The sequence below is a fragment of the Streptomyces sp. NPDC002867 genome (assembly GCF_053591895.1).
In genome coordinates this window covers 314,393-327,209 of record NZ_JBSFUR010000001.1, presented here as the reverse complement: position 1 = coordinate 327,209, position 12,817 = coordinate 314,393, and the positions used below count along the sequence as shown (strand labels likewise).

8 protein-coding genes are annotated in these 12,817 nt (G+C 73.5%); all 8 read right to left on the bottom strand.

Going from position 1 to position 12,817, the window contains the following annotated elements; genetic code table 11:
* Positions 1-366: 366 nt before the first annotated feature.
* The 8 genes from ACWD0A_RS01470 to ACWD0A_RS01435 all read right to left on the bottom strand — a co-directional run bounded on the left by ACWD0A_RS01470 (position 367) and on the right by ACWD0A_RS01435 (position 12,743).
* Positions 367-1,653 (bottom strand): MFS transporter, encoded by a 1,287-nt coding sequence (locus ACWD0A_RS01470; protein WP_451293495.1) that lies wholly within the window; start codon positions 1,651-1,653, stop codon positions 367-369.
* A 108-nt stretch (positions 1,654-1,761) separates the two neighbouring features.
* Entirely contained in the window at positions 1,762-2,805 is a 1,044-nt protein-coding gene (locus ACWD0A_RS01465; protein ID WP_451293493.1) for a winged helix DNA-binding domain-containing protein, read from the bottom strand.
* 364 nt (positions 2,806-3,169) lie between these two features.
* On the bottom strand, positions 3,170-7,165 hold the full coding sequence (locus ACWD0A_RS01460; RefSeq protein WP_451293491.1) for an amino acid adenylation domain-containing protein: 3,996 nt from the start codon (positions 7,163-7,165) through the stop codon (positions 3,170-3,172).
* Positions 7,162-8,391, bottom strand: coding sequence for a cytochrome P450 (locus ACWD0A_RS01455; protein WP_177151287.1), 1,230 nt, complete (start codon positions 8,389-8,391; stop codon positions 7,162-7,164). The genes ACWD0A_RS01460 and ACWD0A_RS01455 overlap by 4 nt, the downstream gene beginning before the upstream one ends.
* A gap of 1 nt (position 8,392) precedes the next feature.
* Positions 8,393-8,605, bottom strand: coding sequence for an MbtH family protein (locus ACWD0A_RS01450; RefSeq protein WP_451293488.1), 213 nt, complete (start codon positions 8,603-8,605; stop codon positions 8,393-8,395).
* A 76-nt stretch (positions 8,606-8,681) separates the two neighbouring features.
* On the bottom strand, positions 8,682-9,431 hold the full coding sequence (locus ACWD0A_RS01445) for a thioesterase II family protein (protein WP_451293486.1): 750 nt from the start codon (positions 9,429-9,431) through the stop codon (positions 8,682-8,684).
* A 4-nt stretch (positions 9,432-9,435) separates the two neighbouring features.
* A complete protein-coding gene (locus ACWD0A_RS01440) occupies positions 9,436-11,238 on the bottom strand; it encodes a non-ribosomal peptide synthetase (protein ID WP_451293484.1) in 1,803 nt (600 codons plus the stop codon).
* The gene (locus tag ACWD0A_RS01435) at positions 11,235-12,743 is read right to left on the bottom strand and encodes an aldehyde dehydrogenase family protein (protein WP_451293551.1); all 1,509 of its coding nucleotides are present in this window, start codon (positions 12,741-12,743) and stop codon (positions 11,235-11,237) included. The genes ACWD0A_RS01440 and ACWD0A_RS01435 overlap by 4 nt, the downstream gene beginning before the upstream one ends.
* Positions 12,744-12,817 lie beyond the last annotated feature (74 nt).

The window sequence follows — 12,817 nt, the reverse complement described above, 5'->3', positions numbered from 1 at the left end:
CCCGCGGGTGGGGCCGCTTCGGTGCCGAGGTTGCCCCCGTGGTGCGGTCGTTCACGAAAGGTCGTGCGGGGCGGTACCCCGCATGCGGACCGCGCCCGCGGTGTGCGGCGCGTCCCCGGCGGGGGCCGCATCCGCAGGGTGCGGTTCGTTCCGGTACGGGCGGCTGGCCGCTGTATGCGGTGCGCCCGGCCGAGCCGCACCCCGCGGATGCGGGCCGCTCGGTGCGGGCGGCTGCCCGGTCGTACGGACGAGTCCACGGCAGGGGCCGGTCGTGCCGGCGGCGCCCGACGTGGGCGGAGAGCCGCCTCGGTGCGGGCGCCGGACCCGGTCGGGCCGCGGCACCCGCTCCGACGCGTCCGGGTCGGCCTAGGCGCCGACCTTGGTGTCGTTCGCCACGGACTCGGTGCCTTCGGCGCCCTCGGCGGGTGCGTCGGCTCCCGGCATCTCCTTGATCGCGGCGACCGGGCCGCCCAGCAGCGTCAGGCCGCCGACGATGGTGATCGCTCCGGCGACGGCCAGCGCCGCGGTGAGGCCGAACGCCTCGCCCAGCGCGCCGCCGACGAAGTAGCCGAGGGACAGGGCGCCGTAGACGGCCGACAGAGCGGCACCGCTGACGCGGCCCATCTGCTCGTTCGGCGTGATGCCCTGGACCAGGCTGAGGACGTGGATGTCGAACATCGGGGACACGAAGCCGATGACGGCCTGGACCACGATCAGCCCGACGAACCCGGCGACCGCGCCGCCCGTCGGCACCAGGATGTACCCGGCGCCCAGCACGACCGCGGTCAGGATCAGCGTGCGGCCGACCGTGAGCACCTTGGTGACCTGCTCGGACAGCACCGCGCCGACGATGACGAAGACCGACATCACGGCGAAGGCCGCACCGACCTGGCCGGGGCTCAGGTCGAGCACCTTGTACGCGTACACGATCAGCAGGGCGTCGCCCATGGCGGCGCCGAGGTTGACCACGACGTTGGCGGTGAACAGTCCGCGCAGGACGGGGTTGCCGAAGAGGGTCTTCAGGCCCTCCTTCATCTCGGCCTTGGCGGACGCCTTCGTCTCCTCCAGCCGCGCCCGGCTGTCCCGGTGGCGAATGAGCAGCAGGGCTCCGAGGGACACGAGGAAGGTGAACGCGTCCGCGGTGATGGCGCGGGCCGCGCCGAGCAGCTGGATCAGCGCGCCACCGGCGCCGGCGCCGACGGCCTCGGCGACGCTGCGGCTGATCTGGAGCTTGGTGTTGCCCTCGACCAGGTTCTCCGTGCCGATGAGCTGCGGCAGCCACGACTGGTAGGAGACCTCGAAGAAGGTGGTCAGGACACCGGTGACGCCGGCCGCGATGTAGACGTGCGTCATGGTGACCGAGTCGAACGCGAAGGCCAGCGGGATCGAGCCCAGCGCCGCGAAGCGGCCCAGGTCGGCCACGATCATGACCGTACGGCGCGAGACCCTGTCCGCGACCAGTCCGGCGACCGGGGCCAGCAGCAGGAACGGGAGGAAGCGCAGTGCGCCGAGGACGCCGACCTCGAACGCTCCTCCGTCGAGAAAGACGACCGCGAGGGTCGGTAGTGCGAGCAGTGAGATCTTGTCGCCGAAGTTGCTGACGGTCTGCCCGAACCACAGACGATTGAAATCGGAATGCCGACCGAGTGCCATGTCGACGCCCTTTTCTGGTTGGGGACGGAATTGTCGGACGGCACTGACGCTAGGGAGGGGCGGTTAGTGTCCGGTTACGGATCCGGGCGGATGAAGACCGGTGATGGACTACATATGAGAAGCGTTGTAGAAGCGTGCGATGTCGGCGCTCTCCCGGGCGATCTCCGCCGAGACCGCTGTGTCGAGCGGCTCGTTCCCTGCGAAGGGCTCCACCACCGGCTCGGCGCCGCGCCGGCCTCCCGACCAGGTGCCGACCGCCCAGCCGTCGACCACGACGGTGGCGCGGATGACGCCGCCGCCCGGCCACACGCGGCGCTCGTGCTCGGCGGGCACCGACAGATCCCTGCGCCGGTATCCGACGAGGTAGTTGTCGTACGCCGGAAGCAACCGCACGTCTCCTTGGGAAATTTCCGCGGCGTCCTCCCACGCGGGTTCGCCGGCGGCGGCCCAGGCACTTTTGCAGACGGTCGTCCGCAGCCCCGACCAATGGGCGAAATCCTCCGCGTCACTGGGCCCGTGGGCGGCGCGGTAGCGCCGGACGAGTTCGGTCACCGCGGCGGACCCGGTGAAAGGCGGCGGGCCGGAGGCCGGCAGCCAGTCGTCGAGCAGGACGAAGGTGGCCTCGCCCTCGCGCTGGGGCCCGTGGCAGATCAGTCCGGACAGCGCGGTCCGGCGGATCAGGTGGAAGGCGGACTGGCCCTTGGACTCGACGCCCAGGGTGCCCAGGCGTTCGGTGAGTTCGGCCCGGGTGAGCGGCCCCTCGCCGTCGACGGCGCTCACGATCAGCTTCGCCGCCCGTTCGCACAGGGCCTCGTCCAGGCCGAGTTCGCGCAGGCGGCGGGCGGCGAGTGCCAGGTAGACGGGGCCGAAGAGGCCGAGCAGCCAGCGGGCGTCGGCCGCCGGGACGAGTTGCAGCGTGCCGCGCATGAACCAGCCGCGAACGGCGCTGAGTTCGGTGTCGGTGGCGTGCCGGACGTCGTCGGCGGTCAGGCCCTGGACGCGGGCGCGCAGGCCGAGGCCCGCCGCCGCGAGGTCCTGCGCCTGGACGGCGAGGACCCGGTCCAGGACGGCGGAGACCGTCGTCTCGCGGACCCGTCCCGCGATCGCCTGTGCGTGTGCTCTGAGCAGCCGGTCGGCAGTTCGTCGTTCCACAGTCCCTCAGTCTTTCAGTCTTTCACCGAGATCGTTCGTCGGACACCGGCCCGTGGGACGCGGCGGCCGCGACCCGGCCCCGGGTGTGCGCGAGGCTCAACGCCGACTCCGGGCGCCCGGGCCAGGCGCGGCCCGCCCCGGGGCCTGCCGCGGCTCCGCACGAGAGCCAGGCTCCGCGCCGGCCGCCGGAGCAGGCGGGCGGCGCGGAGCCTGACGAGTGCGGGGGCGGCGACGAAGTCGCCCTGGTCCGCGGCGGAGCGCAGGGCGCCGGCCCGGTCCGGCTCCCTACGGGTCGGCAGCCCCCGGGCGTCACCGGTGGCGGCCAGGACGTCCCTGGTCCGCCCGGCCGCCGCGACCGCCGTCTTCAGCGCCTGCGGCGCAGCACCGCGTAGTACCCCGGCAGCAGGAGCGCGTCCGCGTCCGACTGCGGGTCGATGGCGTGCAGCTGGATCGCCTCGTCGTCCAGGATCTCCCAGTCGTCCGCGGGGAAGGCGGCGGTGAGTTCGGGACGGGTGAAGCGGTTCGAGTGGCGCACGCCGGCCGCCTCCAGCGGCCCGACCAGGCCCTCGGCCCGGCCGCGCTTGCCGCCGACGAAGCCGAGGTATCCGAAGGAGTTGCTGGAGTAGTCGGGCTCGTGGATGATCAGCACCCCGTCGGGGCCCAGCAGCCGGCCGGCGACCGTCGCGAGCCGTGCCCTGGCGGCGCTGTCGAGGACGTGGAAAACACCGCGGACGAAGATGTTGTACGGGCCCTCGCCCAGGGCGGCTGCCTGCTCGGTGTCGGTCATGTCGACGGCGAGGTACTCGACGTTCGTCACACCCTCCGCCCGCGCCTCGCGGACGGCGTGCTCGATGGCGCTGGCGGAGACGTCCACGCCGACCACGCGGGGATAGTGCGGCGCGAGTTCGCGGCTGTAGCGGCCGTTGCCGCAGCCGAGGTCGATGACCGGCAGGTCGCTGCCGAAGTGCTTGCGGGCCTGGCCGAGCAGCCACTGGAACTCCTCGCCGCTGTCGGCGTCCCAGATGACGTCGCCGCCGCGGCCGGTGCGTTCGATGCCGGCCCAGTACCGCTCCCACGCGTCGCCGGTGTCGCGCTCCTCGACGGGCTCGGCGGCCGCGCTCTCGTCGCCGGGCGGCGGCGAGAAGCGCTCCCAGACCTCGTCCTCGCCGAGTGCCTCCAGCAGCTCGGTGAACTCCTGGAACATCGACTCGATCAGCCCGTCGGGGTAGACCGCGGGCAGGTGGTCCCAGTTGAAGGTGAGGCCGCCGGCCTTCTCGAAGACCTGGAAGTCCAGCGAGACCTGCGGGGTCTGGGAGATCCCGTACACCGGCACGCCCAGTTCGGTCTCCTCGTACTGCGGCGGGTGGCCGGCGAGGCTCGTCATGACCACGGGCATGGCGGGCGCGAGGGAGCCGCGCAGCTTGGTCAGCTCGCGCAGCACCTGGACGCCGCTGAAGTAGCGGTGCTCCAGGTCGGCCCACAGGCGGCGCTGCACGGCCTGGGCGCGTCCCGTGAAAGTGGTGTCCTGCTGTTCGACGGCGAGCAGCAGGGTGGTCGTGGTGTCCGCGAGCAGCGAGTTGACCTGCGGGTGCAGCGGAAGCCGGTTGAAGAGGGGGAAGTTGATCGTGAAGCGGGCCTGTCCGCTGGCGTTGCCCAGGACCTCGGCGTAGGCGGCGGCGAGCACGCCGGACGCGGTGACCTTGCGGTCGCCGGCCCGCTCCTGGATACGGTTCCACAGCTCGGCGGGCACGACGTGGCTGAGGCGTGCGAAGCGGACGGGCAGCTCGGGGGCGTCCGCCGGACGCTCGGGCAGCTGCGGGGCCGGCGGCAGGGTGGCGAGGCGGTCGCGCCAGTACCACTCGGAGCGGCGGTAGAGCTCGCTGTCGCGCAGCGAGTTGCCGACGGCCAGCACGTAGTCGCGGAAGGTCAGCTCCAGCGGCGGCAGTTCGGCGCCCGACCGGGGGACGGCTGCTGTCCGGTGGGTGGTGTCCACGGAGTCGGTGCCGGGCTCGGTGTAGTACGTGACCAGGTCCGGGATCAGGACCTGGAAGTAGCTCCAGGCGTCGGCCACGAGGAAGTCGAGGCAGAGGTGGATGCGGGCGCGCCCGCCGCCGAGCAGGCTGATCCGCACGTCGAACAGGGGCCAGCCGTCGGCGTCGAGCACCTGGTGCGACAACTTCTCCCGCAGGGCCAGCAGTTCCCGCTCGCGCGAGGTCTCGTCCAGTGCGCCGAGGTCGGTGACCGGGATGTCGTAGTCGGGGATCTCCGCGTACACCTGCTGGGTGCCGTTCGGCAGGATGCGGGTGCGCAGCGCGTCGTGACGCTCGACGAGCCGGCGCCAGGCGCGCTCGAAGCGGGCGATGTCGAGGTTTTCGCTCTCCCACTCGAAGTAGCCGTGGCAGCCGACGTTGCCGAGTTCGACCAGTCCGCCCCGGCCGATCCACAGGGCCTGCTGGCTCTCGGTGAGCGGGAAGGGCTCGAAGCGGGCGTCCGGGTCGGGGACGATCGCGGGCAGGCCGCCGAACTCGCCGCGCCCGGCGGTCCGTTCGGTGACGATGAGGGCGCCCAGCTCGGCGACGGTCGGGCAGGACGACAGGTCGGAGAGGCTGAGTTCGACGCCGTAACGGCGGCGGATCTCGTCGATCAGCTGGAACGCCAGCAGCGAGTGGCCGCCGAGCTCGAAGAAGTTGTCGTGGATGCCGACGCCGTCGGTGCGGAAGGCCTCGGCCCACAGGCGCACCAGGCCGTCCTCGATCTCGTTGCGCGGGGGCTCGTACCCGGCGCTGACGGTCTCGCGGGTGTCGGGCGGTTCGGGCAGGCTGCGCCGGTCGACCTTGCCGTTGGGCAGGCGGGGCAGCGCGGGCAGGACGACGACGGTGGCGGGGACCATGTAGTAGGGCAGGGTGCGGGCCACGGCGGCCCGGATCCCGGCCGGGTCCGGGGCCGCGTCGCCGTCGGCGGAGACGTACGCGACGAGCCGCTTGTCGTTCGCTGCGCGCTCGTGGGTGACGACGACGGCCTCGGCGACGCCGTCGAGGCGGGCGACGTGGGTCTCGACCTCTCCGAGTTCGACACGGAAGCCGCGGATCTTGACCTGGGCGTCGGAGCGGCCGAGCAGCTCGACGGCCCCGTCCTCGCGGCGCCGGGCGAGGTCGCCGGTGTCGTAGAGCACCGGGTGGGGGTCACCGGGGACGACGCCGGTACGGAACTTGGCCCCGGTCAGCTCGGGGCGGCCGTGGTACCCGGCGGCGACTCCGGCACCGGAGACGTGGAGCCGTCCGACCGCGCCGTCGGCGACCGGGCGGTCCTGCTCGTCCAGCAGGTGCACGCGCATGTTGGCTATGGGCACACCGACGGGGACCTGGCGGGTGGCGCGGATCTCCTCCGGGGTGGCCTGGCTGGTGAAGTCGACACCGGCGCCGAGGTCGAGGCAGGTCAGGACGTTGGTGGTCTCGGTGGTGCCGTAGGTCATGACGACCCGGAAGGGTGTGTCGACGGGCGGCCAGCTGTGCACCCGCTCCGCCGTGGTCACCAGGATGCGCAGCGCGGTGTCCGCCGGCCAGTCGAGGCCCCAGACGGGTTCGGCGAGTGCGGCGACGAGCATGGTGTGCGTGATCCGCTCGGCGGCGAGCCAGTCGCGGATCTGCTCCGGGGTCTGGGCCTGACCGGCCTCGGGGATGTGGATCGCCGCGCCCATCGGCAGGTACGGCAGCCACTCCATGATCTGTACGGCGAAGCCGGGCGTGGACATCCAGGACGCGCGGTCGCCGGGGCGCACCCCGTAGGCGCGGGCGGTCCAGTGGACGAGGTTGGTCAGGGCGCCGTGCCGCTCCAGGACGGCCTTCGGGGTGCCGGTGGACCCGGAGGTGTAGATGAGGTGGCTGACCGTGTCCGGGCCGGTGGCCACGCCGGTCGGCGTCTCCGGCCGGCCCTGGCCCTCGGTGGCCACCTCGGCCAGGGCCACGCCCTCGGGCATCCGCGCGGCGACGTCCGCCGGGGTGAGGACGAGCAGCGGCCCGGCGTCGGCGATCATCGCGGCGAGCCGGTCGTCGGGGTTGACCGGGTCGAGGGCGACGATCGCGGCGCCCGACTTGAGGATGGCGAGTGAGCCGATGACGTAGTCGGCGCTGCGCGGGTAGCACAGCCCGATCCGCTCGCCGGGTTCGGCGCCGTGCGCGATCAGCGCGTGGGCCAGCCGGTTGGTCTCGGCCTCCAGCTCCGCGTACGTCCAGGAGCGGTCGCCCTGGACCAGGGCGGGAGCGCCCGGGGTGCGGGCGGCCTGCTCGGCCAGCAGCTCGGGGTAGCCGGTGGCGGGGAAGTCGGTGTCGGTCCGGTTGAAGTCGATCAGTGCGGTGGTCACAGCGCGGCCCTTTCTGCCTGTGCGAAGGCTCGGCTGCGCAGCAGCCGTACCGGGAGACTTCTGATCCCCCAGGTGAAGTTGGACGAGTTGAACAGGGCGGGACCGGTCAGTTCGAAGCCGTCGAACCGGTCCAGCATCTCGGTGAGCAGGGCGCCGAGTTCGAAGCGGGCCAGCCGGGCTCCGAGGCAGAGGTGGCGGCCGTGACCGAAGGCGACATGCCGGTTGGGGCGCCGGTCGACCCGGAAGCTGTGCGGGTCGGTGAAGACGTCCTCGTCGCGGTTGGCGGAGACGTTCCACAGCGTGACCCGGTCGCCGGCGGCGATGGGCGTCCCGTCGATCTCGGTGTCGCGGACGGCGGTGCGCAGGGCGTGCACCCCGGGCGTGGTCCAGCGGAGGATCTCTTCGACGGCCGGGGCGATGCCGGCGGGGCCGAGGCCGCGCAGCAGGTCCCACTGTTCGGGGAGCTGCGCGAACATGTGCACCGCGCCGGCGGCGGAGTAGCGGGTGGTCTCGTTGGCGCCGGACAGCACGCCGTTGCAGTTGAAGACGATCTCCTCGTCGCTGAGCGGCCGTTCGGTGCCGTCGCCCTCGTCGACGAGGGTGTCGTGGGCGATCTGGCTCACCAGATCGTCGCCGGGGCGGGCCCGGCGCTCGCCGAGGAGTTCGATGAAGTAGAGGAAGATCTCGGAGTGCGCGCTGCTGCGCACACTCTCGTCCGGGGAGTCGAAGGCGTCGGTGGTGAGCGCCCCGATCCAGGACCAGTCGGCCCGCGGGATGCCCATCATGGCGCAGACCACCCGGTTGGGGAGCTGCTTGGCGAGGTCGATGAAGTCCAGTTCGTCCTGCTCCGCGGCCTCGGCCACCAGCTCCCCGACGACCGTCTCGACGAGGGCCTCCATCTTCGGCATCTGCTGGGGCCCGAACGCCTGGTACAGGGCCCGCTTGAGACGCGTGTGGTGGGGGGCGTCGGAGACGATCAGCATCCGCTGGGTGACGGCGGCGACGGCGGCGGGATCGCTGCCGAGCCGCATGCCCTGCGCGGAGCTGAAGGTGTCGCTGTCGGCGTAGACGCTCATGATGTCGCGGTGCTTGCTGAGCACCCAGAAGCCGTCGTCGCCGCCGGGCTCGGGGTGCCAGTGGACGGGCGAGTTGGCGCGCAGCCAGGTGAACGCGGACCAGAAGTCGTTGCGGCCGAAGGGGGCCGGGTCGAGCAGGTCGATGTGCATCTCAGACTCCTTCGCCCGTCGTCGCGGGGGCGGTTGCCGCCGTGCGCACGCTGCGGGGACGCATGTCGGTCCAGTGCGCGTCCACATGGGCGGCGCACTCGTCCTCGGTGCCGCTGAACCCGGTCGGCGTCCAGCCGTCGGGGAGCTCGCGCGCCGCGGGGTACAGCGCGTACTGGTCCTCGTGGTTGACGAGGACTTGGTAGGTGGTGGGCACGACGTCCTCCGGAATCGGGTGGCGGGCGTTGCGGCTGTCCGGCGTGTCACCGCCGGACAGCCGCGAGGCCCTGAGGTCAGGCAGTGCGGGCCGGTGCGGCCACGTCCTCCCGCAGCAGTCCGGCCAGGTGCTCGAGTACGGTCTCGGGGCGGCGCAGCACGGCGTGGTGGCCGCCCGGGACGCGGTGGACGTGGAAGCCGGCCGTGGTGATCGCGGCCCAGCCGGCCAGCTCCTGCGCGGTGACGGTCTCGTCGCCGTCGGCGCCCCAGGCGTGCACGGGGACGTGGAGCAGGTCGCCCGGGGAGTGGGTGTAACTCAGCGACAGCTGCGCGTCCTTGCGCAGCATGGCGACCATGAGCGAGCGGGTGTCCTCGTCCAGGAAGGCGGGGTCCAGTCCGGCGGTGTCGAAGAGCTTGTCCAGTTCCTCGTCGTCGTCGACGATGCCGCGGCCGGCGCCGTCCCAGTGGCCGGGCGCCCGGCAGGCGCTGACCACGAGGGCGGCGGGCGTGACGCGGCGGGCGACCTCGTAGCCGAGCAGCCCGCCGAAGCTGTGGCCGAAGACGACCAGCCGGCGACCGGCGGCGACGATCGGCCGCAGCTCGGCGGCGATCGCCTCGACGGCCTCGTCGAACGTCTCCGGCATGGGCTCGCGCCAGCGGTTCTCGCGGCCCGGCAGCTGGACGCCGTAGACCTGCGCGACGTTGGCCAGCGCCGGTGTCCAGGCGCGGAACTGCTGGCAGCCCGCGCCGGCCGGCGGCAGGCAGAGCAGGGCCGGAAGGTCCGCCTCGCCCGGCCCGGACGGCCAGGTGGAGATCCAGCTGCCCATGGCCTCAGGCCCCCTCGGCGGTCAGGACGTGTGCTTCGGCCGCGTCCGCCTCGGCGGCGAGCCGGTCGAGTTCGGCGGCGACGTCCGCGACGGTGGGCCGGGTGAGCAGCTTCCCGAGCGTGATGCGCAGTCCGGTGTTCCGGCGCAGGTCGGCGACGACGCGGGCGGCGGCGAGCGAGTGGCCGCCCAGTTCGAAGAAGTCCGCGTCCGGTCCCGGGACCTCGCGTTCGAGGACGTCCGCCCAGACGGCCATCACCGCGCGCTCGCGGGCCGTGGCGGCCGCCTGCTCGGCCTCCCCCGCCGGTGCGGCGAGCCTGCGGGCGAGCGCGTCGCGGTCGGCCTTGCCGGTGGTGAGGGTGGGGATGCGGTCGACGACGCGGACGGTGGCGGGGACGGCGGCCTGCGGGAGGAGCTTGCCGCAGTGTTCGGCGACCGCGGCCGCGAGGTCCTCGGGCGCGCCGGTGCCGGGGGCGGCGACGACCGCGAGTCCGAGGGACTGGCCGGAGGCGAGGGTGCAGCAGGCGGCGGCGACGACCTCGGGGAGTTCGGCGGCGATCCGCTCCACCTCGCCCAGTTCGATGCGGTGGCCGCGGATCTTCACCTGGTCGTCGCGGCGGCCGCGGTACTCCAGTTCGCCGCCGGCCCGGCGGACCACCAGGTCGCCGGTGCGGTACATCCGGGCGCCGCCGCCCTGGAAGGGGTCGGGGAGGAACCGGGCCGCGGTCAGACCGGGCCGGTTGCGGTAGCCGCGGGCCACGGCGGGGCCGCCGAGGTAGAGCTCGCCCTCCGTGCCGGCGGCGACCGGGATCAGGTTGTCGTCCAGGACGTACGCCCGGTAGCCGGGCAGCGGTCGTCCGATGGTGGTCACGTCGTCACCCCGCTCACTGTCGGCCCAGGTCGCCGCGATGGTCGTCTCCGTCGGCCCGTACACGTTCAGCAACCGCCGTCCCCGGGCGAAGCGTTCGGCGAGCGCCGCCGGGCACGCCTCGCCGGCGACGACGACGACCTCGGCCTCGTCCAGGCCGCCGCCGTGGGCGGCCAGCAGGGAGGGGGTCAGCGACGCGGTGCGCAGCCCGGCGGGCAGCGGTTCGCGGCCGTCGGCCTCGGCGCGGCGCAGCCCGTCCAGGGACAGGTCCACCAGGGACACGCCCTGGCCGTGCACGAGGTAGAGCAGCGTGCACCAGAGCCAGCCGTCGAAGGCGGGCGAGACGGCGTTGAGGCCGAGGCCGCCGGGCGGCAGGCCCAGGGTCGCGAGGGCGTCGACGAAGGTGTCGAGGCCGCGGTAGGTGACCTCGACTCCCTTGGGCCGCCCGGTGGTTCCCGAGGTGTAGATGACGTAGGCGCAGGCGCCGGGCTCCGGACGGACCACGTCGAGCGGGCCGGGCGCGGTGCCGTGCAGCTCCGCCGGGGCGATCGTGCGGACACCGGCGACGTCGAGTCCTTCGGGGGTGTCCGCGGCGACCAGGACGGAGACCTCGGCGTCCCGCAGGACGGTCCCGAGCCGTTCGACCGGGTGTCCGGCGTCGAGCGGTACGGCGGTCGCGCCGAGGCTCCAGACGGCGAGGAGTGCGGGCACGCTCTCCCGGGAACGGCCGAGGAGCAGCCCGACGGCGGTGCCGGGTCCCACGCCGGCGGAGGCGAGCGCGGACGCGGTGGCGGCGGTACGGGAGGTCAGCGCCGCATAGGTGAGGGTGCCGTCCTCGGCGCTGACGGCGCGTTCGCCGGGCCGCTCGCGGGTCCAGCGCTCCAGGGCGGCGAACAGCGGCGGGGTCTCTCTGGGCGGTCGGCCGGCGTGCTGGGCGGTCATCCGTCGTTCCTCTCCGGGGTCTGGGCGGTCACCGGCGCGGTGGCGCGCAGGCGCGGGCCGACGAGCCGGCCCTCGGGCCCCTGGGGCAGCTGCATCGACTTCGTCTCCAGGAACGCCTCGACTCCGGCGGTGCCGCACTCCCGGCCGATCCCGGACTGCTTGAAGCCGCCGAAGGGTGCGGCGGGGTTGAAGGCGCCGCCGTTGACGTCGACGAGGCCGGTGCGGAACCGCCGCGCGACGCGCTCGGCCCGGGCGTCGTCGCCGGACCAGACCGCGCCGTGCAGCCCGTAGCGGGTGCCGTTGACTATCCGTACCGCCTGCTCCTCGTCGTCGTACGGGATGACGCACAGCACCGGCCCGAAGATCTCCTCCTGGCCGAGGGTGGACATCGGGTCGACGTCGGCGAAGATCGTGGGCCGGACGTAGTAGCCGGTGTCCAGGCCCTCGGGGCGGCCGGGTCCGCCGCGTACCAGGCGGGCGCCCTCCGACGTGCCGCGCCGGATGTAGTCGTTCACCCGGGCGTGCGCGGCGGCGGTCACCAGCGGGCCGAGGTCGGTCGCGGGGTCGCGGGGGTCACCGGTGACATAGCCGTCCATGGCCTGTCCGGCGAGTTCCAGGGCCTCGTCCTGGCGGTCGCGGGGCACCAGCAGCCGGCTCCACTGCAGGCATGTCTGGCCGGTGTTGAAGAGCACCTGGTCGACGGTGGCTCCGACGGCCGCGCCGAGGTCGGCGTCGTCCAGGACGAGGCTGGCGTTCTTGCCGCCGAGCTCCAGGTGGATCCGCTTGACGCCGTCGGCACCGAGGGCCGACACCTGGCGGCCGGCACGGGTGGACCCGGTGAGGGACACCACGTCGACGAGCGGGTGGGTGACGAGGGCGGTGCCCAGGGTGTTGCCGGTGCCGACGGCCATGTTGGCGACGCCGGGGGGCAGGTCGGCCTCGGCGAACACCTCGGCGAGGAGCCGGGCGTGAAGGGGCGTCAGCTCACTGGGCTTGTGGACGACGGTGCAGCCGGCCGCGAGTGCGGGCAGCAGCTTCTGCACCGTGAGGAGCAACGGGGTGTTCCAGGGGGTGATGCACGCGGCGACGCCGGCGGCCTCCCGTACGACCAGGGAGTGGCCCACGCGCTCCTCGAACGCGTAGGAGGCGGCGGTCTCCACGCAGTGCGCCGCCATGCCGACGGACAGCCCGACGTGGGTGTGCAGCGACACCCGGGAGGGGGCGCCCACCTCGGCGGTGATGACGTCGGCGAACCGCTCGGCGTTGCGCTCCAGTCCCTCGACCACGCGGCGCAGCATGGCGGCCCGCTCCCGTACGGGTGTGGCGGACCAGGCGGGGAAGGCCGCGGCGGCGGCGCGCACGGCGAGGTCGGCGTCCCGGGCGGTGCCCGCGGGCACGGTGGCCAGCGGCGCCTCGGTGCTCGGATCGGTGACGACCAGCCGGCTGTCGGCGTCGGACGGCGTCCAGCGGCCGCCGATCCACTGGTCGTCGTAGCGGGTCGGCAGGAGGGCCGCGGACGGTTCGCCCGTCGGCGCGGCGGAGCCCTGCGGCACGGTCAGCACGGTCACGGTGGATTCCT